The 23,081-nt window shown below is 49.7% G+C and carries 26 protein-coding genes; 16 read left to right on the forward strand and 10 right to left on the reverse strand.

The annotated features are described in order from the left end of the window. Nucleotides 1–25: 25 nt before the first annotated feature. The 3 genes from BBP27_RS04890 to BBP27_RS04900 all read right to left on the reverse strand — a co-directional run bounded on the left by BBP27_RS04890 (nt 26) and on the right by BBP27_RS04900 (nt 2,675). Nucleotides 26–553 carry a single-stranded DNA-binding protein gene (locus BBP27_RS04890; protein WP_188211316.1) on the reverse strand — a complete coding sequence of 176 codons (528 nt, stop codon included), beginning with the start codon at nt 551–553 and terminating at the stop codon, nt 26–28. Nucleotide 554: 1 nt separating this feature from the next. Beyond that, nucleotides 555–1,937 (reverse strand): MFS transporter, encoded by a 1,383-nt coding sequence (locus tag BBP27_RS04895; RefSeq protein ID WP_188211315.1) that lies wholly within the window; start codon nt 1,935–1,937, stop codon nt 555–557. A gap of 114 nt (nt 1,938–2,051) precedes the next feature. Further along, complete coding sequence (locus BBP27_RS04900; protein WP_003746174.1) at nt 2,052–2,675, reverse strand: lytic transglycosylase domain-containing protein; 624 nt, start codon at nt 2,673–2,675, stop codon at nt 2,052–2,054. Between the two features lie 172 nt (nt 2,676–2,847). On the opposite strand from BBP27_RS04900, the gene ppx reads away from it, so the two are divergent. The 6 genes from ppx to BBP27_RS04930 all read left to right on the forward strand — a co-directional run bounded on the left by ppx (nt 2,848) and on the right by BBP27_RS04930 (nt 7,772). Continuing rightward, entirely contained in the window at nt 2,848–4,356 is a 1,509-nt protein-coding gene (ppx, locus tag BBP27_RS04905) for an exopolyphosphatase (protein ID WP_188211314.1), read from the forward strand. Nucleotides 4,357–4,442: 86 nt separating this feature from the next. Further along, nucleotides 4,443–4,814 carry a 30S ribosome-binding factor RbfA gene (gene rbfA, locus BBP27_RS04910; protein ID WP_003685554.1) on the forward strand — a complete coding sequence of 124 codons (372 nt, stop codon included), beginning with the start codon at nt 4,443–4,445 and terminating at the stop codon, nt 4,812–4,814. A gap of 10 nt (nt 4,815–4,824) precedes the next feature. Beyond that, nucleotides 4,825–5,349: a hypothetical protein gene (locus tag BBP27_RS04915; RefSeq protein WP_188211313.1), complete on the forward strand. Its 525-nt coding sequence runs from the start codon at nt 4,825–4,827 to the stop codon at nt 5,347–5,349. Between the two features lie 57 nt (nt 5,350–5,406). Continuing rightward, nucleotides 5,407–6,321: a tRNA pseudouridine(55) synthase TruB gene (truB, locus tag BBP27_RS04920; protein ID WP_188211312.1), complete on the forward strand. Its 915-nt coding sequence runs from the start codon at nt 5,407–5,409 to the stop codon at nt 6,319–6,321. Between the two features lie 22 nt (nt 6,322–6,343). After that, nucleotides 6,344–6,970, forward strand: a complete 627-nt coding sequence (locus BBP27_RS04925; RefSeq protein WP_188211311.1) for an NAD(P)H-hydrate epimerase — start codon at nt 6,344–6,346, stop codon at nt 6,968–6,970. A 112-nt stretch (nt 6,971–7,082) separates the two neighbouring features. Then, the gene (locus BBP27_RS04930; protein WP_188211310.1) at nt 7,083–7,772 is read left to right on the forward strand and encodes a suppressor of fused domain protein; all 690 of its coding nucleotides are present in this window, start codon (nt 7,083–7,085) and stop codon (nt 7,770–7,772) included. A 76-nt stretch (nt 7,773–7,848) separates the two neighbouring features. On the opposite strand, the gene BBP27_RS04935 is transcribed toward BBP27_RS04930, so the two are convergent. Next, nucleotides 7,849–8,208: a CrcB family protein gene (locus BBP27_RS04935; protein WP_188211309.1), complete on the reverse strand. Its 360-nt coding sequence runs from the start codon at nt 8,206–8,208 to the stop codon at nt 7,849–7,851. Between the two features lie 80 nt (nt 8,209–8,288). Next, nucleotides 8,289–8,966 carry an energy-coupling factor ABC transporter permease gene (locus tag BBP27_RS04940; RefSeq protein WP_188211319.1) on the reverse strand — a complete coding sequence of 226 codons (678 nt, stop codon included), beginning with the start codon at nt 8,964–8,966 and terminating at the stop codon, nt 8,289–8,291. Nucleotides 8,967–9,130: 164 nt separating this feature from the next. Between BBP27_RS04940 and BBP27_RS04945 the strand changes: the two genes are divergently transcribed. The 4 genes from BBP27_RS04945 to BBP27_RS04960 all read left to right on the forward strand — a co-directional run bounded on the left by BBP27_RS04945 (nt 9,131) and on the right by BBP27_RS04960 (nt 13,981). Further along, nucleotides 9,131–12,184, forward strand: coding sequence for a DNA translocase FtsK (locus BBP27_RS04945; RefSeq protein WP_188211308.1), 3,054 nt, complete (start codon nt 9,131–9,133; stop codon nt 12,182–12,184). Nucleotides 12,185–12,532: 348 nt separating this feature from the next. Continuing rightward, entirely contained in the window at nt 12,533–13,228 is a 696-nt protein-coding gene (gene aqpZ / locus BBP27_RS04950; protein ID WP_063067881.1) for an aquaporin Z, read from the forward strand. A gap of 148 nt (nt 13,229–13,376) precedes the next feature. Further along, entirely contained in the window at nt 13,377–13,709 is a 333-nt protein-coding gene (locus BBP27_RS04955; RefSeq protein WP_188211307.1) for a general secretion pathway protein GspG, read from the forward strand. Then, a complete protein-coding gene (locus BBP27_RS04960; protein WP_128580756.1) occupies nt 13,697–13,981 on the forward strand; it encodes an NF038104 family lipoprotein in 285 nt (94 codons plus the stop codon). Before BBP27_RS04955 ends, BBP27_RS04960 begins: the two co-directional genes overlap by 13 nt. Before the next feature lie 60 nt (nt 13,982–14,041). On the opposite strand, the gene radC is transcribed toward BBP27_RS04960, so the two are convergent. Further along, entirely contained in the window at nt 14,042–14,716 is a 675-nt protein-coding gene (radC, locus tag BBP27_RS04965) for a RadC family protein (protein WP_188211306.1), read from the reverse strand. 476 nt (nt 14,717–15,192) lie between these two features. Here radC and BBP27_RS04970 point away from each other — a divergent pair, with 476 nt between their 5' ends. From BBP27_RS04970 to BBP27_RS04995, 6 genes are all read left to right on the forward strand, one after another. Beyond that, entirely contained in the window at nt 15,193–16,317 is a 1,125-nt protein-coding gene (locus BBP27_RS04970; RefSeq protein ID WP_003746147.1) for an ABC transporter ATP-binding protein, read from the forward strand. Between the two features lie 15 nt (nt 16,318–16,332). Continuing rightward, nucleotides 16,333–17,298: an ABC transporter permease subunit gene (locus tag BBP27_RS04975; RefSeq protein ID WP_003746146.1), complete on the forward strand. Its 966-nt coding sequence runs from the start codon at nt 16,333–16,335 to the stop codon at nt 17,296–17,298. Continuing rightward, nucleotides 17,298–18,185: an ABC transporter permease subunit gene (locus BBP27_RS04980; protein WP_003679574.1), complete on the forward strand. Its 888-nt coding sequence runs from the start codon at nt 17,298–17,300 to the stop codon at nt 18,183–18,185. Before BBP27_RS04975 ends, BBP27_RS04980 begins: the two co-directional genes overlap by 1 nt. A 149-nt stretch (nt 18,186–18,334) precedes the next feature. Next, the gene (locus tag BBP27_RS04985; protein ID WP_188211305.1) at nt 18,335–19,630 is read left to right on the forward strand and encodes an NAD(P)/FAD-dependent oxidoreductase; all 1,296 of its coding nucleotides are present in this window, start codon (nt 18,335–18,337) and stop codon (nt 19,628–19,630) included. 108 nt (nt 19,631–19,738) lie between these two features. Beyond that, nucleotides 19,739–20,689 (forward strand): thioredoxin-disulfide reductase, encoded by a 951-nt coding sequence (gene trxB / locus BBP27_RS04990; RefSeq protein WP_070625794.1) that lies wholly within the window; start codon nt 19,739–19,741, stop codon nt 20,687–20,689. 171 nt (nt 20,690–20,860) lie between these two features. Further along, complete coding sequence (locus tag BBP27_RS04995) at nt 20,861–21,346, forward strand: DUF4189 domain-containing protein (protein ID WP_063067886.1); 486 nt, start codon at nt 20,861–20,863, stop codon at nt 21,344–21,346. A gap of 72 nt (nt 21,347–21,418) precedes the next feature. Here the strand turns inward: BBP27_RS04995 and BBP27_RS05000 are convergent, their stop codons facing one another. The 4 genes from BBP27_RS05000 to BBP27_RS05015 all read right to left on the reverse strand — a co-directional run bounded on the left by BBP27_RS05000 (nt 21,419) and on the right by BBP27_RS05015 (nt 22,956). Then, entirely contained in the window at nt 21,419–21,859 is a 441-nt protein-coding gene (locus tag BBP27_RS05000; RefSeq protein WP_188211304.1) for a hypothetical protein, read from the reverse strand. Nucleotides 21,860–21,930: 71 nt separating this feature from the next. Continuing rightward, nucleotides 21,931–22,377, reverse strand: a complete 447-nt coding sequence (smpB, locus tag BBP27_RS05005; protein ID WP_003679566.1) for an SsrA-binding protein SmpB — start codon at nt 22,375–22,377, stop codon at nt 21,931–21,933. 84 nt (nt 22,378–22,461) lie between these two features. Continuing rightward, nucleotides 22,462–22,677 carry a branched-chain amino acid ABC transporter gene (locus BBP27_RS05010; RefSeq protein ID WP_188211303.1) on the reverse strand — a complete coding sequence of 72 codons (216 nt, stop codon included), beginning with the start codon at nt 22,675–22,677 and terminating at the stop codon, nt 22,462–22,464. A 75-nt stretch (nt 22,678–22,752) separates the two neighbouring features. Then, nucleotides 22,753–22,956 carry a cold-shock protein gene (locus tag BBP27_RS05015; RefSeq protein ID WP_002217533.1) on the reverse strand — a complete coding sequence of 68 codons (204 nt, stop codon included), beginning with the start codon at nt 22,954–22,956 and terminating at the stop codon, nt 22,753–22,755. Nucleotides 22,957–23,081: the final 125 nt, after the last annotated feature.

A 23,081-nucleotide genomic window follows, 5' to 3' on the forward strand; every position in this document is an offset into this window, starting at 1 on the left:
CAGACGGCCTTTTATTATTTAGTCATTAGAACGGAATATCGTCGTCGATATCCTCAACCGGAGCGGTCGGTTGTGCCGGTGTAGGACGACGGGCCGGAGCAGCCGGGGGCTCTTGCGCCGGGGCAGATTGATATTGCTGTTGAGGCGCTTGTTGGTAACTGTTTTGGCTTGAATGACTGCCTTGGTTGTAGCCGTCATCGTATGGTGCGCCGCCGCTGTTGTCGTTGCGGCTGCCGAGCATTTTCATCTCATTGGCGATGATGTCGTAAGCGGTGCGTTCGATACCGTCTTTGCCTTGGTATTTACGGCTTTGGATACGGCCTTCCAGATACACTTGGCTGCCTTTACGCAGGTATTGGCCGGCGATTTCGGCGAGTTTGCGGTACATGGTGATGTTGTGCCATTCGGTACGTTCTACGCGTTGGCCGTTGCGGTCGTTCCAAGTTTCGCTGGTGGCAACGCTGAAGTTACAGACGGCCTCGCCGTTGGGCATATAGCGGACCTCCGGGTCGCGGCCGAGACGGCCGATGAGGATAACTTTATTCAATGACATTTTACACTCCTGTGATGATTTTTTCGGCGGCCTCTTGGTCGAATCCTTTTTGCAAGGCCTTGATATAAATGGTTTGTTTGTCTGCGCTGAAGCTGATGCTTTCGACGCCTTCAATTTCGGTCAGTTTTTGGTAGAGCAAATCCGGATTTTGTTGCCATTCGGCGTTAAGCAGATAACTGAGGTTTTTAACGGGTTTCGGTGCCGGCGAGATGACTGCCAATACCAGCCATAGCAACATCAATACGCTACAAAAGGTAAAAACGCCTGAAAACCCATATTTTTGGAACAATAAGCCACCGGTCGCGCCGCCGACAAACAAGCCGACCGACTGTAATGTGTTATACACGCCCATCGCCGTTCCTTTCAAATCGGACGGGGCGATTTTCGATACCATAGACGGCAGGCTGGCTTCCAATACATTGAAACCAATAAAATAAACAATCAAATAGGCGGTAATCAACCATATCGAGTGCATGCCAAACAGCAAGCCGATTTGTGCCGCGGCAATGCAGACAATACCGAGGATAAACACTTGCTTGAGTTTGTTGCGCGTTTCGCCGACGATAATCAGCGGCACCATAATAATCAGGCCGGTAATGGTTGACGGCAGATAGACTTGCCAGTGATGGATTTTTTCCAAACCCAGCTGCGTCATGGCAAACGGCAATGCGGTAAATAATGCCATTTGCGCCGCATGCAAGGCAAAAATGCCGAAATCGAGATTGAGCAGCTGGCGGTTTTTCAATACTTCGCCCATACGCGAAGGCTGCGCCTGCGTGTCTTCGTGCAATTTTGATTCTTCCGGCTCCGGCGTCATCCACGCAACCACGCCGATACTGATTACCGTCAGGATACCGGTCAGCGCAAACAGGCCGGATACGCCGATAAAGCTAGCAATCATCGGCGCGAGCACCAGGCTGACGGAGAAGGTCAAGCCGATACTGAGACCGATCATCGCCATCGCACGCGTCCGCACTTCGCTGCGGGTCAAATCCGCCAGCAAAGCCGTTACCGCCGCGCTGACGGCACCCGCGCCTTGAATGGCACGCGCGGCGACCAACATTTGCAGGCTGTCGGCAACTGCGGCTAAAAAACTACCGGCGGCAAACACAATCAAGCCGATATAAATCACTTTTTTACGGCCGAACTTGTCGGAAGCGATGCCCAATGGCAGCTGCAACAAGGCCTGTGTCAGCCCGTAAATGCCCATTGCCATACCGACCAATGCTTTATTATCTTCCGCACCGGGCAACGAAGCGGCATACATCGCCAAAACAGGCAGCACCAAAAACATCCCCAGCATACGCAGTGCGTAAACGCCGGAGAGTGTGGTACTGGCACGCCATTCGTGCGGAAACATTTGAATGCGGTTATCTCTTGCCATAAATAATGTTTCAGACGGCCTTAAATTTGCGAAAGGCCGTCTGAAAGTGTGAATTAACAGATTTTCTGATTATACAGGATTCAAAGGAATTGCATGGGGCAAATCGCAAGCCGCTCAACCCCACTGCCATCTATTCCGCCACGCGCCCAATACGGCATTCGGATATTTGTTGCTGCCCAAGCTGCCGTTAAACCTTGCCAAGGCGCGGACAATATTGCCTTTTTCGATATTGTTGTAATGGCGCAGAATGGTGCAGCCGTAGCGCAGATTGGTGCGGATGTCGAAAAGGTTGTGTGACGGATTGCCGATATAGTTTTTCCAAAACGGCATCACCTGCATCAAACCGCGCGCACCCACGCCGCTGATGGCATATTGGCGAAACGCGCTTTCCACTTCAATCAAACCCAAAATCACTTGAGTATTGAGTCCGGCCCGGCTGCTTTCGTATTGGATATTGATCAGCAGGCGGCGGCGCTCGCCTTCATCGGGAATAAAGCGTGCCAATCGGGAAGACATCGCTGCCAACCAACGCTCCCCTTCCCTTGCATCGGTAAACACCAGCCGCGCAGGGCTGGCGCTATTGATCGAACTGCGCATCACGGACGCCACATCATCAGCTAGCGTTTCTTCACGTTGCGCTCCCGCCCATGCGGCCGCAGGCGTCAAAAGCATGGCTCCGCCGACTTGCAACAGGCGGCGGCGTGATAAAAATAAGGAATCTTGGTTTTCCGATTTCATGCGTTTCTCTTTTTAGGCCGTCTGAAAAGTTCAGACGGCCTTTGATATATTTGCTTAAAATCGGCATTATAAAATACATCTATGAGCAGAATCAAAGAGCTGTATTCCTTTTATTGTCAAGTGATACCGCCTCAAGTAACATTTAGGTTTTTCTAATCAAGCGGTATTTTTTATGACCACCACTCCCGCCAACGTTTTAGCCTCCGTCGATTTGGGTTCCAACAGTTTCCGCCTGCAAATTTGTGAAAACAACAACGGCCAGCTGAAAGTCATCGACTCGTTCAAACAAATGGTACGCTTTGCTGCCGGCTTGGACGAACAAAAAAACCTGAGCGAAGCCTCTCAAGAACAAGCCTTGGAATGTTTGGCAAAATTCGGCGAACGCCTGCGCGGATTCCAACCTGAAAACGTGCGCGTGGTGGCCACCAACACTTTCCGCGTCGCCAAAAACATCGCCCAATTCCTGCCCCGTGCCGAAGCGGCGCTGGGTTTCCCCATCGAAGTCATTGCCGGCCGTGAAGAAGCGCGTCTGATTTACACCGGCGTTGTGCATACCCTGCCGCCCAAAGGCGATAAAATGCTGGTTATCGACATTGGTGGTGGCTCGACCGAATTTGTCATCGGCTCTGATTTGCAACCGCTGACCACAGAAAGCCTGCCTTTGGGCTGCGTAACATACAGCATGCGCTTCTTCCAAAACAAAGTGACCGCCAAAGATTTCCAAGCCGCCGTTTCCGCCGCGCGTATCGAAATCCAGCGCATCAGCAAACTGATGAAGCGCACCGGTTGGGATTTCGCCATCGGCACGTCCGGTTCGGCCAAATCCATACGCGACGTTTTGGCGGCCGAATTGCCGCAGGAAGCCGATATTACCGCCCAAGGCATGCGTTATCTTGCCGATAGGGTTATCGAAGCCGGTTCGGTTAAAAAAGCCAAATTTGAAAACCTCAAACCCGAACGCGTCGAAGTTTTTGCGGGCGGATTGGCCGTGATGATGGCCGCTTTCGACGAACTCTCACTGACCAAAATGACCGTTACCGAAGCCGCCCTCCGCGACGGCGTGTTCTACGACTTAATCGGCCGCAGCCTCAATGTCGATATGCGCGAGCAGACAACGGCAGAGTTCCAAAAACGCTACCACGTCAGCCTCAACCAAGCCAAACGTGTTGCCGATACCGCGCAAGCCTTCATGAATAGCCTGTGCCACGTCAAAAACGTAACCGTTCAAGAGCTTGCCCTGTGGAACCAATACCTCAGCCGCGCAGGCCGTCTGCATGAAATCGGTTTGGATATTGCCCATACCGGTTATCATAAACACTCCGCCTACATTCTCGAAAACGCCGATATGCCGGGCTTCTCACGCAAAGAGCAAACCATTTTGGCGCAACTGGTTATCGGCCATCGCGGCGACCTCAAGAAAATGGCGGACATTATCGGCGACAACGAAATCATGTGGTGTGCCGTATTGTCCCTGCGTTTGGCCGCCCTCTTCTGCCGCTCGCGCCTGCCGCTCGATTTGCCGCCGCAAACCCAGCTTCGCATCGATGAAAACAACCACAGCTTCATCTTGCGCATCAACGCCCAATGGCTGGAGCAACACCCCCTCATCGCCGATGCGCTGGACTACGAAAGCGCGCAATGGCAAAAAATCGATATGCCTTTCTCGGTTCAAGCACAATAAACCGCGCTCCGTTATAATAGGCAGCTGTTCAAAATCCAAACCGCAGGTCGTCTGAAACGACAGCCTGCCATACATCAAGGAAAACCATGAGAAAACCCCAACGCGGCTACGCCCGCCAAGACCGTGTCAAAGAACAAATCATGCGCGAACTGGCCGAACTCGTCCGCACCGGCCTGAAAGATCCGCGCGCAGGCTTCATCACCATCAACGAAGTCGAAGTTACCCGCGATTACAGCCACGCGACCGTGTTCTACACCGTCCTCGACGACAGCACACGCGACATCACCGAAGAAGCTTTGGAACACGCCAAAGGCCATTTGCGCAGCGAATTGGCCAAACGCATCAAACTCTTCAAAACGCCCGAGCTGCACTTCAAATACGACGAATCACTCGAACGCGGCATGAGCATTTCCAGCCTGATCGATCAAGTGGCGGCGGAAAAACCGGTTGAAGACTGATACTGCTAGAATGAACAATCTGATTCCCGAACATTTAGCCGCCTATGCACATAGTGATAGCCTGCAAATTGAAGGCGAGCACCGTTGCTTTTCATTATCCTGCCAAGGTAGAGATACTTTCCACATCCGTTACTATGGAGAGCCTTTTGATGGATTGATTACCGATACTGATAAGGCTCCGGTAAAAATTGTGGCGGTAGAAGCTGTAAGCGGCAATGAAATTGTATTGTTTGATGGAACGGAACATGGCTATAACGCTATGTTTTGCGACAAATATAGCCCAAATCAAAAGCAAAACAGAATGTTAACTGATTTGGATGAGTATACTTACCAAGTTCTGATTCATCTTTATTACAATATAGACTACGAAGATGAATATGAAGATTTCGTCAATTCTGAAGGACAAGTCCCCTTAATTGATGGCCGCATTATTAGTTTTGACTCATTAAAACGAAATGGCTTTGATGCAATCAGCATTGATCTAATTGATGAAAAACACTCTGTTCGTGAATTATTGAATGAAGAATTAAGCTAACACGCAGGCCGTCTGAACCCTTTCAGACGGCCTGAACATTAATATTCCCTAATTAATATGACCAATAAACCCACCAAACGCCCGGTCAACGGCGTTCTTCTTCTCGACAAACCCGAAGGACTTTCCAGCAACACCGCCCTGCAAAAAGCACGGCGCTTGTTCTGTGCCGAAAAAGCCGGGCATACAGGCGTACTCGATCCTTTGGCCACAGGGCTTTTGCCTGTTTGTTTCGGCGAAGCGACCAAGTTTGCCCAATATCTGCTGGATGCCGACAAAGCCTACACCGCCACGCTGAAACTCGGCGAAGCCAGCAGCACGGGCGATGCCGAAGGCGAAATCATCGCCACCGCACGCGCCGATATTTCATTGTCCGAATTTCAGACGGCCTGCCACGCCTTAACGGGCGATATCCGCCAAGTTCCGCCCATGTTTTCCGCCCTCAAACACGAAGGCAAGCCGCTGTACGAATACGCACGCAAAGGCATCGTTATCGAACGCAAAGCACGCGATATTACGATTTACTCCATTGATATCACTGAATTTGATGCACCCAAAGCCGTGATAGACGTACGTTGCAGCAAGGGTACTTATATCCGCACCCTCAGCGAAGACATCGCCAAACACATCGGCACATTTGCCCACCTGACCGCCCTGCGCCGTACTGAAACCGCCGGCTTTACCATTGCCCAAAGCCACACGCTCGAAGCCTTGGCAGAATTAGACGAAGCCGAACGCGATACCCTGCTACTGCCTTGCGATGTCTTGGTGCAACATTTCCCCAAACTTGAGCTAAACGACTACGCCGTTACCATGCTCAAACACGGCCAACGTCCCCAGTTCACCGAAAACATTTCCGCCGAGCAGCCCATCCGTGTGTACAGCCAAGACGGCACATTTATCGGGCTGGTGGAATATCAAAAAGAAATAGGCCGTCTGAAAGCCTTGCGCCTGATGAATACCGCCGACCAATAACTTCCTGCAAAGAGAGCCGATCATGAAAGTCTATACTGCCGCCCAAATGCGCGAACGCGAACAAGCAGCCGTCGATAAAGGTACGAGCTTCGACCAACTGATGGAAAACGCCGGCAGCTCTGCCGCCCGAGACCTCATGCAGCGTCATCCTCAAGCCGGACGCGCCCTGATTGTTTGCGGCAAAGGCAACAACGGCGGCGACGGCCTAGTCATGGCAAGATATATGCAGGCGCAAGGTTGGCACATCGATATTCTGTTTTCACTCGGAGAAAACCTCTCCCCTTTGGCTCAAACCAATCGAGAACGCCTCAAGGGTTTGCCCCATATTGAATTGATATCCGCACAAGAACTGGAAGGCCGTCTGAAAAAAGGTTACGACATCATTATCGAAGGCATATTCGGCACAGGCTTCAGCGGCGCACTTCCAACCGAAATCGCCGCCCTCTGCCGCCAACTCAATCATTCAGACGGCCTGAAAGTCGCCCTCGATATTCCCACCGGCCTCAACTGCGACACCGCCGAAGCCGATCCCGACACATTCCGCGCAGACCTGACCTACACCTTTGGCGCCTACAAACCGGCGCATTTAAGCGAATCCGGCAAACCCTATTGTCAAGAAACCGTCTGTTTACCTATTGGCATTGATTAAAAAAGCAAATAAGATGTCATATTTAAATCGCTTTATTTTTAGAAACAACACATTCTAAAAAAAACACGCGAATTAATTTACAACCCAATTATCAACGACACGGAAACAGACAATGAACGAACAAGAATACCGCCAAACTTTTAAAGAAGATCAAGCCGTCGGCTGGGAAGCCATCGATGCTGCGCTTAAAGCACTTTATGGTGATGTCAAACCACGCTCCTATGGCCCTATAATCAAATATTGGTTGGGAGGCACCGATCCACTGGACAATAGCGATATTTTTGATTGCGAAGAGCAAACCTTCCATCGCCATATTGTTTCCTACGGCATGAGCGAACTTTACTTTAATCCAAAACTTGCCGGTGCAGATTACAGTAAATGGGGATTTGAATTTACCTTCCGTACTCCTCCTTACGATCAGGATCCGGATTCTGACTACAACACCAAACACGAGCCTTATTGGGCAGTCAACATGATGAATAACCTTGGCCGTTACGTTTTTGAAAGCGGCAACTGGTTTGAAGCCTACCACTTTACTTCAACTAACGGCCCTATCCGAATGGATACAGAAACCGCCATCGTCGGCGTAGCCTTCGCACCAGATCCCAAGCTGCCCGCTATCAAAACGCCAAACGGTGAAGTTCAATTTCTGCAGATAGTCGGCCTTACCCAGCCCGAGCTTGACTGGCTCTGGCAAGATCCAACAACCAAACGTTGCCAAGAGCTGATCGATATGATGCGCAAAGACAATCCGCTGTTGATTACCGATTTAGCGCGTACAAAAAGCTATGTACACCCCTAATTGATAAAGCCGAAGGCCGTCTGAAAACAGATTTTCAGACGGCCTTTAGTTTTTATTTCAATTAAAAAATAGCAACTTACTTCCAAATCTGCACCAATTTAATCCCCAGCGCCGTCAAACCAAACGAACCGAAAACATGCAGACAGGTTGCCATCAAAGCCATGCCCCAGCGTTGCGCCTGCATCAAACCCACCATCTCCACTGAAAAACCTGAAAATGTGGTCAAGCTGCCGAGAAATCCGGTAATCCAAAGCAAACGCCATTGCGGATCGGTTAAGAGTTCTGCCAATACGCCGATCAACAGCGCGCCCAGCCAGTTTGCCGCCAATGTACCAATAGAAAAAGGCGTAGAAGGCACCAGCACCAAGCCAAACAGCCAACGCAATACAGCCCCGACAGCGGCACCGCAAACAATGGGAAAAATATAAGCAAACATAACACGTTAAAAATTCAATTCAAAAACAGGCCATCCGGTCATTAGGCCGTCTGAAAACCAAGCAAGGATGCCTTCATATCTTATTGCCAAATCTTAGGCGCAGATTTCAAATATCTGCCGTCATCGAAAGTACAAATCCATTGCGGCTTGAGCGCAATAAAAATGGCTGTTGAAATACCGCTCAAAAATGCCTCTGCCCAAGCGATTAAGAAGAAAACAGGAAAAGCGGTTTTCCACAATACCGACGTATCAAATACATCCGCCCAGTCCAACAAACCGACCAAAATTACGCCGGTAAACACCATACCGACCGCCGCAGCCCAAAAACCATTCAGAAAAATAAAGATAAAGATATTGGCAGGCAATCGCGATACCCAATGGCGGAAACCCAAGTTCACCAACAAAGGCGGAAGCAATACGGACAAGGCATTGATGGGGAACATATGCCAATCGCCCCAAAGCCACAAATACGGAAAAAACAGTAAAACGCCAAGGCAGAATGCGGCAGAGGTGCCCAGCATTAAAGCCGTCAGGTTCAAGGCGAGCAAATGATAGCTCATGCCGGCCAGTTGTCCGCTTTCTGGGGAGGCATTCAAACTCCAAGCCAGCGGCAACATCACGGCAGCCACCAAGAATGCGGAACGATGCTGCGATACCGACACCCATGCCTGCTTTGCACACAAAGCAAAAATCACCAGCAACACAGGCCATGCCGCCATCACGACACCAACGGGAAACCATCCGTTTTGAAAAATCATCATCTCATCCGCAAAATGTTCAGACGGCCTATTATACGCGTCTCAAGCCACAGCTTTGACAATCCTGTCTGCCTTTGCCGTTAAAGCTTGTTTCGGCTGGTTTTGTTTACCCGAAAAAAGCGTTAGAATAACGGACTTTGCCGTTTAATTAAGGGGATGGACGCATGCTTTGGACAATATTGGCTTTAATTCTGCTGGCTGTCATAGCCGGCTTGTTCTGGTGGCGCCAGAAACAAGAGCAAAAGTGGCGCCAAGAATTGGCCCGACTCAGTGGCGACGAACAAGAAATAAACGAAGAAGACAGATCGGTCGGTTTTTCCGACCAACTTGACAGTCTGAAACGTTTGTTCAGCATGAACAAGCGCACTGCCGACAATCATAAAATCGCCCGCATCCGCCTGCTTTCCGCGCTCGAACACAATAAAACGCAACGCGCTGAAACAGACAAAGAGCACGCAGCAGAGCCAGTTGCCGAAGAGCTGGAACACATCGCAACGACCGAAGAAGAAATCAAAGTTGCGCCTAAAACCCGCAAATCTGCCAAACCGGAACGTATTCCTAAAATCACGCCGTTTGCACAAATGGAAACGCCCGAATACAGCCCGTCTTTGGTGCAAAACAGCAATTTTGAAGAAATAACATTAGAAGAAGCCACTCGTTCCCTGCATGAAGCTGCGGTTGAAGAATGGAACGAGCATTTGGCCGAAAAAAATGCGCCGATTTACAAAGACGAAGTTGAAACCCCATTGTTACGTGCTTCATCCCTGCCGATGACCGGCATGGAAATCATCGACTACAACGACCCTATCTTGCGCCGCACACGCGAACGTGCCTTGGCGCGTGCCAATAATGTCCGCGTGGCAGAAGCCAATGCGCCGCATATCGAAACCGTTCAGACGGCCTTAAGAACTGCCGAAAAGGAAGCCATCCTCCCCTATACTTCCATGCAGGCATTCCCATCTGAAATCCAAGCAGAAGATATTCACGACAACCTTGCCCGCCGTACCGCCGCACGCCACAAACTGGCCGCAGCCGTTGCCCCATTGCGCGACTACTTTCCGCGCACCATCGAAAATGACGAAATTCTGGCCAACTTAGGACAAATCAGCCGTCCTGCCAGCCTGCGCCGTCAAGTTCGCCATACCGAAGCGGCCGCCGAAAGATGGGCGCGTAAACAAGCTGCCACGGAAGCTGTTGCACCACAACCGGCAACACCGGCAACACCGTCCCGTCAAAAACCGACTGCGCCTGTGAAAAAATCCCCTTATATTTCCCGACCTGCCGCACCAAACACAACCGTAGTCGAGCCGCCTGCCGTACCGGTTGTCCCTATGGCTAAAACCGATATTCCCGAGCCGCCCGTTTTCCAAAACTCGATTGCGCCGATTGACATCCCCGTGCCACCTGCTTTTGAACATAAAATCCAAGTGCCGATTTTTGATTCGCAAGTCAATGCGCACGTCAGCAACCAACCTGAACGCAGTATCCGCGATTATTTAATCAGCGAATCTGTCGTCGAAGAAACAGAATTCGATGCTGAGCCGGAAGCGCCTATACAAGCGGAAGCAGAAGCTATTCAAGCGGTTGAAACCATTGAACCCATTGAATCTATTGAAACGATCGCAAGGCCTTCTGAATATACACAGACAGTCGTTGAAACGCCTGTTCAAACCGTAGAACCAAGCGTTCAAGAGAGTACGCCAAGCATAGCTATTCCAACTTCGGCAACACTGACCGATGCGCTTCTACCGACCACTGCCCTGCTCCTGCCGCCGCAGTTTGACCCAAGCGCCTCGCAAACTGAAGAACAGCTGCTGGAAAACAGCATTACCATCGAAGAAAAACTGGCCGAGTTCAAAGTTAAAGTCAAAGTGATGGACTCCTATTCCGGCCCGGTCATTACGCGCTACGAGATTGAGCCTGATGTCGGCGTGCGCGGCAGTGCTGTTTTGAACCTTGAAAAAGACTTGGCGCGCTCGCTTGGCGTGGCTTCCATCCGCGTGGTGGAAACCATCCCCGGCAAAACCTGCATGGGCTTGGAATTGCCTAATCCGAAACGCCAAATGATCCGCCTGAGCGAAATCTTCAATTCGCCTGCGTTTACCGAATCAAAATCCAAACTGACCCTTGCGCTCGGACAAGACATCACCGGCCAGCCTGTTGTTACCGACTTGGCCAAAGCGCCGCATCTGCTGGTTGCCGGTACGACAGGTTCGGGTAAATCCGTAGGCGTGAACGCCATGATTCTGTCCATGCTCTTCAAAGCAACGCCTGAAGACGTGCGCATGATTATGATTGACCCGAAAATGCTGGAGTTGAGCATTTACGAAGGCATTCCGCACCTGCTCGCCCCCGTCGTGACCGATATGAAGCTGGCCGCAAACGCACTGAACTGGTGCGTCAACGAAATGGAAAAACGCTACCGCCTGATGAGCTTTATGGGCGTGCGCAACCTTGCCGGTTTCAACCAAAAAATTGCCGAAGCCGCCGCTCGTGGCGAAAAAATCGGCAGCCCGTTCAGCCTCACGCCTGAAGACCCTGAGCCATTGGAAAAACTGCCGTTTATCGTAGTCATCGTAGATGAATTTGCCGACCTGATGATGACCGCCGGTAAGAAAATTGAAGAACTGATTGCCCGCCTCGCCCAAAAAGCACGCGCAGCCGGCATCCATTTGATTCTTGCCACCCAACGCCCAAGCGTGGATGTCATTACCGGTCTGATTAAAGCTAATATTCCGACACGCATTGCCTTCCAAGTGTCCAGCAAAATCGACAGCCGCACGATTCTTGACCAAATGGGCGCGGAAAACCTGCTCGGCCAAGGCGATATGCTGTTCCAGCTACCCGGTACCAACTATCCGCAACGTGTACACGGCGCATTCGCCTCCGACAATGAAGTTCACCGCGTAGTGGAATACCTGAAACAATTTGGCGCACCCGACTATATCGACGATATTTTGAGCAACGGTTCCACCGAAGACTTTACCGGCACCAGCCGCAGCAACGACAGCGACCTCGACCCCATGTATGACGAAGCCGTTTCCGTTGTCTTGAAATCGCGTAAGGCCAGCATTTCCAATATCCAACGCCAACTGCGCATCGGCTACAACCGCGCCGCCCGCCTGATTGAACAAATGGAAGCCGATGGTATTGTTTCCCCGGCGGAAAACAACGGCAACCGCACCATCTTGGCGCAAAGCAGCGACCATCTGGATTAATTTATCCTTGCTTAAAATTAAGGCCGTCTGAAAACTTTTCAGACGGCCTTTTTAAATCAGATATGGTTCAGCAATTCCAATCAAATAAACAAGCAAATAAGTAATCTATAAACAACATTTCTTACAAATCTAAATGCTTTTACATTGACGGTATTTGCTTCATAAATAAACAAAGTTCAATCAACCAAACTCTACCTGCAAAATGCATATTTCTACCCGTTTGTCACCATTTTCAGACGGCCTTTTGTCAAGACCGGAAAAAACAGGTAAATCCATTTTTCGATTAGAAACAATATTATTATGATTCATGCCTTCGGCAACACCCCCACCCTTTACGAGGAAAAACAAATGAAAAAATATTTTGCAGAATTTTTCGGCACTTTCTGGCTGGTATTCGGCGGCTGCGGCAGCGCAGTATTGGCAGCAGCCTACCCTGAACTCGGCATTGGCTTTGCCGGTGTCGCCTTGGCATTCGGCTTGACCGTACTGACCATGGCTTACGCCGTCGGCCATATTTCCGGTGGTCACTTCAACCCTGCCGTTTCCGTCGGCCTTTTCATCGGCGGCCGTTTCAACGGTAAAGACTTGTTGCCTTACATCGTATCCCAAGTCATCGGTGCGATTGCCGCAGCAGGCGTTCTGTATCTGATTGCTTCCGGTAAAACCGGTTTTGATGCTGTTGCTTCCGGCTTTGCCAGCAACGGTTTCGGCGAACACTCTCCTAACGGTTACGACATGATGGCTGCTTTGCTGATCGAATTCGTACTGACCGCATTCTTCCTGATCATCATCATGGGTTCTACCGACAAACTGGCTCCGGCCGGTTTTGCCCCTATTGCTATCGGCCTGGGTCTGACCCTGATTCACTTGATCAGCATTCCTGTGACCAATACTTCCGTTAACCCTGCACGCTCTACCGGTGTTGCCTTGTTCCAAGGCGGCTGGGCTGTTGAACAACTGTGGTTGTTCTGGTTGGCTCCTATTGCCGGCGCAGCAGTGGGCGCGGCTATTTACCGCTTCGTTTTGGCTAACGACGACAAATAATCTTGACGGAATGACATTCCCGGTGCGGCTGACACTTCTAAACTGACCGCACCCAAGTTGCCGAGACACAAACGCACCGCCTGACTCAGACGGTGCGTTTGTTTTTGCCATGTTACAATACTTTCTTTTCTCACATTCTCAAACCATCATGCAAACCTTACCTTTTCAAACAGATATCGCTGACAGAATGCTGGTCAATACCGAAAATGAAACCATCCACCCCGATGCCGTATTCGTAAAAACGCAAAACGGCTATTGGATTGCTTGGCACGATCAACAAGCCGCCCTGCTTGCCCCCGACACGCCGCCCGATATTCCCTGCTTTTGGGTAGAAGGCGCAGAAAACTTGGAAGAGCTGGTAAGCATGGTAGAAAACGGTGAATTTGACGAAGTCGAAGAATTTGACGGCGATGATGATGCTTGGCAAGAAGCACTCGGATGCGACCATCATCATGAAGGACACTGCGGATGCAATCATTGAGATGCACAAAACGTCTACTTCCGGCACTTGCCCTTTGCTTGACGCTTAACTGCTGCGTTGTAGGTGCGGCTGTTGATTTGGCTGCTACAACCGTCCTGACTGCCGGAAAATTGGTTGTCAAAGGAACGGGGGCAGTGATTGATGCCGCCATTCCTGACGGTAAAAAAGACAAGGATAAAGAAAAAGAGAAGGAAAAGGAAAAGAGCAAAGAAAAGCCAAAATCGGAAGAAATCATCTATAAAGAAGAGTCCTCCGACGAAGTAACGCAATAATCCTTCAGACGGCCTCAGTAAGGTAACCTAATCCTACTGAGGCCGTCTGAACATTCATCCTTACATATAGCCCTGTTGGCGCAAAGAACAGGTTTCTTTTGCCGTCACGATAAAATGGTCCAACAGCGTAATATCGACCAAACTTAAAGCCTGTTTCAAACGCTCTGTAAACTGCACATCAGATTCAGACGGCCTTGCCGAACCGCCCGGATGATTGTGTGCCAAAATCAAACTGTCGGCATATTCATCCAATGCCAATTTGACGATTTCACGAATATAAACCGTATTTTCCGCCACCGTACCGCGCGACAATTCCCGTACCGCAATCAATTGATTTTGACGGTTGAGCAGCAAAGCAACGCTGACCTCGATTTTTTCATGCCCAAGATGCAGGCGCAGATAATCCGCAACCGATTTCGGGTTTGACAAAACAATCTGCTCCTGCAAATCCTCACCCAAAATCCGCCGTCCGATTTCTTTGACCACGGCAAATTGAGTATAACTCGCCAAGCCCATGCCCTTATAAGCAGCGAGTGTTTTGGCATCCGCACTCATCAGCTTCCCCAAGCTGCCAAACTCACTCAACAAATAACGCGCTAAATCAACCGCGCTCATACCGCGCGTTCCGACACGCAGCAAAATCGCCAGCAACTCCGCATCACTCAACGCCGCCGCACCGTGCGCCAAGAGCTTCTCGCGCGGCCGCTCCCCCTCGGGCCATTCTTTAATGCTCATGTTTTCCCTTTTTATTCATATAGCGGATTTGGTTTTTATTTAGAACAAAACCATCTTGCCCGCATAAAACGCAATCCGCACGACTTTATTAAAATTAATGCAATTTGCGTATTTTATTCTATTTTGAATAATTGTTTAAGACATTCGTATAACAATTAAACCCTTTTGTGCAGAAAAACAACGTTACCCATTTTTACTATCCTGTTCCCCTGCCTGCCTTTCCTTTCCTATTTGTTTCAAATCAGCCGATACAAGCAATTTCATATTGCCCCTAACAGGCTTAGGCTAATATAATATTGAGTTTGCCGAGAGCAAAAGCTTAGGCTTAAACTGCTTTCTATCCACGCTGCCCGTGCGCTTTACAAGAGTTTCAGACGGCCTCCGTCCGACTCCCGCCAGCAATCAAACAGCTTTTTATCACCCATTCGAAAATCCGTTTTGCCGGTACTCGTCTTTCTTTTTGGAGTATTGCCATTATGACCGCAACCACTGCGTCTTCAGCCAAACCTTATTTGCAAATCCAAGGCTTGGTGAAAAAGTTTGGTGACAATTACGCTGTCGATAACATCGACTTGGACATCTATCAACACGAAATCTTTGCCCTTTTGGGCAGCTCAGGCAGTGGCAAATCCACACTGCTGCGCATGTTGGCAGGCATGGAAAGCCCCAATCAGGGCAAAATCATTCTCGACGGTCAAGACATTACCAAGCTTGCCCCGTATGAGCGCCCAATCAACATGATGTTCCAAAGCTATGCCCTGTTCCCGCACATGAGCGTTGAACAAAACATCGCTTTCGGCCTGAAACAAGACAAAATGCCTAAAGGCGAAATCGACGCCCGCGTCGAAGAAATGTTGCGCCTGGTGCAAATGACCAAATACGCCAAACGCAAGCCGCACCAACTTTCCGGCGGCCAGCAACAACGTATCGCTTTGGCGCGCAGCCTGGCAAAACGTCCGAAAATCCTGCTGCTTGACGAACCTTTGGGCGCACTCGATAAAAAACTGCGCCAACAAACCCAACTGGAATTGGTCAATACGCTGGAACAAGTCGGCGTAACCTGTATCATGGTTACCCACGACCAAGAAGAAGCGATGACGATGGCTACCCGTATCGCCATTATGTCCGACGGCCAATTGCGCCAAGTCGGCACGCCTAGCGACGTGTACGACTACCCTAACAGCCGCTTTACCGCTGAATTTATCGGCGAAACCAATATTTTTGACGGCGTCGTTATTGACGACCGCGCCGATTTCTCCATCGTCAAATGTGACGGCTTGGAAAACCACGTCCGCATCGACCACGGCTTGGGCGTTCCAAACGACCATGAAATCTGGATCAGCATCCGCCCTGAAGACATTGATTTGCATAAAGAAAAACCGGAACACTTGGGCGCGCACAACTGGGCCCAAGGTACGGTTAAAGAAATTGCCTATCTGGGCAGCTTTGCGATTTACCACATCAAACTTGCCAACGGCCGTGTCGTCAAAAGCCAAGTTCCCGCCCCTTATTGGTATGTGCGCAACATTACGCCGCCGACCTGGGATGAGACTGTCTATATCAGCTGGCCTGAAAACCAACCGACACCTCTGTTCAGTTAATTTGAGGGAAATGCAATGAACCTTAAAAAACTGAAAAACAAACTGTTCCGCCGCCCCGGCCAGCGTGCAGTGATTGCCGTGCCGTATATTTGGCTTTTGATTCTGTTTCTGATTCCGTTCGCCATCGTATTGAAAATCAGCTTTGCCGAACAAGAAATTGCCATTCCGCCATTTACGCCGCTGACAACGATTGATGAAGACTTAGGCCGTCTGAACATTGCCATCAGCTATCAGAACTACGCCGACATCTTCCAAAACTTTTGGAATACGCTCAATCCGTTTGGCGACAGTGAAAACAGCAATATCTATCTGATGACCTACTGGTCTTCGATTAAGACGGCGCTGACGACAACCATCATCTGCCTGTTGATCGGTTATCCGACTGCTTATGCCATTTCACGCGCCAATCCGGCTGCGCGCAACGGCCTGCTGTTGGCAATCATGCTGCCTTTCTGGACCTCTTTCCTGTTGCGTGTTTACGCATGGATGGGCTTATTGGGACACAACGGCATCATCAACAATTTCTTAATCAAATACGGAATCATCAGCGAGCCTTTAGACTTATTCTATAATGCGTTTTCGCTGAATTTGGTGATGGTTTACGCTTATTTGCCGTTTATGATTTTGCCGCTGTACACACAATTGGTAAAACTGGACAACCGTCTGCTCGAAGCCGCTTCTGACTTGGGCGCAGGTCCGATCAAATCGTTCTTTACCATTACCCTGCCTTTGTCCAAAACCGGCATCATCGCAGGCTCTATGTTGGTCTTCGTTCCGGCTGTCGGTGAATTTGTGATTCCTGAATTGGTGGGCGGTTCTGAAAACCTGATGATCGGTAAAGTATTGTGGCAGGCATTCTTCGACCAAAACAACTGGCCGCTGGCTTCTGCCGTTGCCGTCGTCATGGTTGCCCTGCTGGTTGTACCGATTGCCCTGTTCCAACACTATGAAAACCGCGAATTGGAAGAAGGAGGCAAATAATGCAGAAAACCAAATTATCCTGGTTCTTGAAACTGATGCTCCTGCTCTCGCTGGCATTCCTCTATATTCCGCTGGTGGTTTTGGTCATTTATTCTTTCAATGAATCCAAGCTGGTTACCGTTTGGGGCGGTTTCTCAACCAAATGGTACGGCGCATTGATGGAAAACGACACCATCTTGGAAGCAGCTTGGCTGTCATTGCGTATCGCCATCGTTTCCTCGCTTGCCGCCGTAGCACTCGGCACATTGGCAGGCTACGCTATGGCGCGGATTAAACGCTTCCGTGGCAGCACCCTGTTTGCCGGTATGATTTCCGCGCCTATGGTGATGCCTGATGTGATTACCGGTTTGTCCATGCTGCTGCTGATTATTCAGGTGCAAATGTTCCTGCAAGGCAGCGAATTGCTGCAATCGCTCTACTTCGATCGCGGTTTCTTCACCATCTTCCTCGGCCACACCACGCTTTGCATGGCGTACATTACCGTCGTCATCCGCTCGCGCCTGGTGGAATTGGATCAATCCTTGGAAGAAGCAGCTATGGACTTGGGCGCCCGTCCACTGAAGATTTTCTTCGTGATTACCCTGCCGCTGATTGCCCCTGCGATTGCTTCCGGCTTCCTCTTGGGCATTACCCTGTCTTTGGACGACTTGGTCATTACCTCCTTCCTATCAGGCCCGGGTTCATCGACATTGCCGCAAGTGATTTTCTCCAAAATCAAACTCGGTCTTGACCCTCAGATGAACGTTTTGGCAACCATTCTGATCGGTATCATCGGTACGCTAGTGATTGTCGTCAACTACTGGATGATGCGTCAGGCAACCAAACGGGAACGCGAGGCTGCCGAAGCCTACCGCCAAGAAAAATTGGCAGCCGAAAAAGCCGCCTAATATGCAGACAGGCTGTCCGATAAAGCGTCGGAACAGCCTGTTTTATTAACCGCATTTTATCCTTTCAGACGGCCTAAACTTAAGCCCATATTCCTGGCCGTCTGAAAACCTGTTTTCAATAAAGTGAAAACCAACCTAAAGCCCAAATCATGATCAATCCCAGCTTCAAAGAATACCTTCCTTCCTACTATGTCAGCACAGCCAATCCCCATCCGTCTTATCCGACGCTCGAAGGCCGTCTGAAAACTGAAACCTGCGTTATCGGCGGCGGCTTGACCGGTTTATGCACCGCCCTACCGCTTGCCGAAAACGGCCATGAAGTCATCGTGCTTGAAGCCGCCCGTATCGGTTTCGGCGCATCAGGCCGCAGCGGCGGACAAGTCATCAGCGACTTTGCCTGCGGCATGGAAGAGATCGAAAAACAAGTCGGCTTAGAACAGGCCCAATGGTTCTGGCAGCAATCCCTGCAAGCCGTTGAACTGGTTGACTCGCGCATTCAAAAACACAATATCCAATGCGATTGGCAACGCGGCTATGCGACCGTCGCCGTCCGTCCTCAGCATTGGGAAGAATTGCAGCAATGGCACGAACACGCCCAAAAACATTATGGCGCAAGCCATTACCAGCTTTGGGATAAAGCCACGCTGAAGCAACAACTAGCCAGCGATAGGTATCAAGGCGCGCAATTTGATCCTTTATCCGGCCACTTGCACCCGCTCAATTACACCCTAGGCATTGCCAAAGCGGCAGCCGATGCAGGTGCACAACTTTTTGAGCAGTCCCCGATGACACGTATCGAGCCATGCGATAACGGCTGGTTGGTTCATACACCCAATGGCAGCGTTAAGTGCAAAAACCTCGTTTATGCCGTCAATACTTATGCCGGTTTACACCCGAAATTCAAAGTATTGGAACAAAAAGCCATTGCCGTCAGCACCTTTATCATCGCCACCGAGCCTCTGGGCGAGCGTGCTAAAGACCTGATCCGCAACAATATGGCCATCTGCGACAACCGCCACGTCCTCGACTACTACCGTCTCAGCGCCGACGGCCGCCTGCTCTTTGGCGGCAAAGACAACGAATTTATCGACGATCCAGACCGCATGACCGAACTCGTCCGCCAAGACATGCTGAAAGTTTTCCCGCAACTTGCCGATGTCAGAATCGAGCATTCTTGGGGCGGCGAATGCGACATTACGCGCAACCTCGCCCCACATTTCGGCCGCCTCGCCCCTACCGTTTTTTTTGCACAAGGCTACTCCGGACACGGCATGGCAATTACCGGCATTGCCGGTTTAGCGATTGCCGAAGCCATCATGGGTGATGACGGCCGTCTGAAACCTTTCGAGCAACTGCGCCACAGCAACATTATTACCCAGCCGTTCCTACGCAAACTCGGCTCTTACCTTGGTTCAAAATACTATCAATGGAAAGACAGCCACTAAACCCAAACGACAAACATATTTCAGACGGCGGCAGATTCAAGTAGAATTTAGGCCATCTGAAAGCGTAGATACGACAAAATTCAATCATTTATCAGCAAGGAAACCATCATGAGCAACCATCACAAACTCATCATCCTCGGCTCCGGCCCTGCCGGCTATACTGCCGCTGTCTATGCCGCCCGCGCCAACCTTAACCCTGTGATCATTACCGGCGTTGAGCAAGGCGGACAACTGATGACCACCACCGAAGTGGACAACTGGCCTGCCGACGCAGAAGGCGTACAAGGTCCGGAACTGATGGCCCGTTTCCAAGCTCATGCCGAACGCTTCGGCACTGAAATGATTTTCGACCAAATCCACACCGTTGATTTGCAAAACCGTCCGTTTACCCTCAAAGGCGATATGGGCGAATACACCTGCGATGCGCTCATCGTTGCCACCGGCGCATCCGCCAAATATTTAGGTTTGCCAAGCGAAGAAACCTTTGCCGGCAAAGGCGTTTCCGCCTGTGCAACTTGTGATGGTTTCTTCTATAAAAAACAAGATGTTGCCGTAGTCGGCGGTGGCAATACCGCTGTGGAGGAAGCCCTCTACCTTGCCAATATCGCCAACACCGTTACCCTGATTCACCGCCGCGACAGCTTCCGCGCCGAAAAAATCATGGTGGACAAACTCATGCAACGGGTTGAAGAAGGTAAAATCATCCTCAAGCTCAACAGCTCGGTTGATGAAATCTTGGGCGACGAAAGCGGCGTTACTGGTGCACGCCTGAAACATGATGACGGCAGCACTGAAGAAATCGCTGTAAAAGGCGTTTTCATCGCCATCGGCCACAAACCCAACACCGATATCTTCAAAGGCCAACTCGATATGGATGAAACCGGCTACCTAAAAACCAAAGGCGGTACCGGTGACAATGTCGGCGCAACCAATATCGAAGGCGTATGGGCGGCAGGCGACGTCAAAGACCACACCTACCGTCAAGCCATCACCAGCGCAGCTTCCGGCTGCCAAGCCGCGCTTGATGCCGAACGTTGGCTCGACCGCCACGGCGTATAAGCCTCTAAGCTACGCCCTATTCTTTAAAACATAATCAAAAGGCCGTCTGAAATTTCAGACGGCCTATAATCTATCTACCACACTCAAATATTCATTTTAAAAGCAAATTTATATCAAATAAGTACTTTTGCTTTATAATAACGACAAATACCCAACAAACAGGGAACAAACATGAAAAAAACACTAATGACACTTATCCTTTGCGCACTGACTCCTGCCGCCCTGGCTGCCGATACTTACGGCTACTTGGCCATGTGGCAAAACCCTGCCGACAGCAATGAAGCTCTGCAAATCAAAACCACCAAAGAAAATGCCACCCAACTGGATGCGACAGCCGAACTCGAAACATTCTGCAAAGGCCAAGATGCCTTAGCCGGTATCAGCGCAGGCCAAGCAACAGGCTGTAAAACTGTTGTCCCTCTGCACAACACCTGTATCGCTGTTGCCTATCCTAAAGCCATGGGCAAATTGACTGCTCAAAATGTAGTGGCCATTACCTCCCCACGTTTCAAAACCGTGCATCAAATTGCCTTGAACCAGTGTATCAAAAAATACGGCTCACAAGGACAATGCGCTTTAGAAACAGTCTATTGCACTTCCGAAACCTACTATCAAGGTACGGTCAAAACCCTTTGGGAAAAAATCAAATCCATTTAAGGCCGTCTGAAAATAAAACCGGCTTGCCCGATATTCTCCATATCACGGCAAGCCGGTTTTTTATTCTGGCTTTTATTTGCTGTTTTTTTCCAACAACTTGGCTACAACGCCTTCAGCCTGTTTCACCAAATCAGGGTTGGTTCGGAAGTGATTTTCATCATTTAAAGAGTAGCTGACAGTAGAAACCGCATACTTCGTGCTTCGCAACACAAATACGCCTTTACGCAAGATTTCGTCATTGCCTTTGGTTTTGTAACGCAGGTTATACGGGCAAGAAGAATCATACAGTTTGCCGCGGTTGTCCGCTGTCACAATAGTGCTGCCAATACCGCGTTTTGCCAACGCTTTAGACAAAGCACGATCCAAATCATGCGGCCTTACTTTTGCATTTTGAATGATGCAGACATGTTTGATGCTGGTCAGCTCTTCAGGTTTCAATACTCTTTGTTCCGTAGTGGAACACGCGCCCAGCAACAATACGGCTGAAGCCGCCACTAAAATCATGGTTTTCATCTGTTTTCCTTTTTAAAATTTTCAAACAATAAATATTCAGACGGCCTTTATAAAAAGGCCGTCTGAAAAAATCAACGTACGTTTTTCATCAAACGCTGCTTCTCACGCTTCCAATCCGCTTCTTTCAGGCTCTGACGTTTGTCATGCTGTTTCTTACCCTTGGCCAAACCGATTTCCACTTTGATTCTACCGCGGGTGTAATGCAGGTTTAAGGGCACAATCGTATAACCGGCGCGTTCGGTTTTGCCGATTAACTTATTGATTTCCGATTGTTTCAACAACAACTTACGCGGACGGACAGGATCGGGTTTGACGTGTGTCGAGGCAGTGGGCAATGCGGTAATGTGGCAGCCCACCAAATAGAATGCGTCTTTTTTCCAGTAGATATAGCTTTCTTTTAATTGCACGCGTGCAGCGCGGATGGCTTTGACTTCCCATCCCTCCAATACTATACCGGCTTCGATTTGGTCTTCGATAAAGAAATCGTGAAAGGCTTTTTTATTATTGGCAATACTCATTGTGCTGATTCTTTACAAACTTTTCAGACGGCCTATTTTATCAGGCATGCTTAAAAAATAAAACGGCAAACGGTTTTGAAACGTTTATTTGCTTAAAACATGGCGGCGGTAAAAGCAGTCTATATCGGCAATCGCTTTTTCATCTTCAGGGCGCAAATCCAGTTTCAAATCGGCAAGGCGGATCAAGATTTGGTCTTCACGCTCGGCAACGGCGCAGCTAACCTCGCCTTCGCTGCGAAAATGACGGATAAGCTCGTCCAACTGGTTTAAAGCATTTTGATAAGATGAATTTTGATTCATAATTTTTGACTCGAACGCCCATAAAAAATGGCGGGAAACCCCGCCATGATTTTACGGCTTATGCCGCGCATTTGATTAAGCAGCTTGAATATTAGCAGCTTGTTTGCCTTTAGGGCCGGTGGTTACGTCGAAAGACACGCGTTGGCCTTCTTTCAGGGTTTTGAAACCTTCCATGTTGATCGCTGAGAAGTGAGCGAACAGATCTTCGCCGCCTTCGTCAGGAGTGATGAAACCAAAACCTTTAGCGTCGTTAAACCATTTTACGATACCGGTTGCCATTAGAAACTTCCTATACTTAAAAATTAACAAAATCAGCAAAACAAGGCATACAGCAAACTAAAACGTTCAGCGTTTCTCCCCCGTTTTTATTACGCGGTCGAGTGCCAACTTCTGCTTAACCGTCT

This window comes from Neisseria sp. RH3002v2g, from assembly GCF_014596425.2.
Lineage (GTDB): Bacteria > Pseudomonadota > Gammaproteobacteria > Burkholderiales > Neisseriaceae > Neisseria.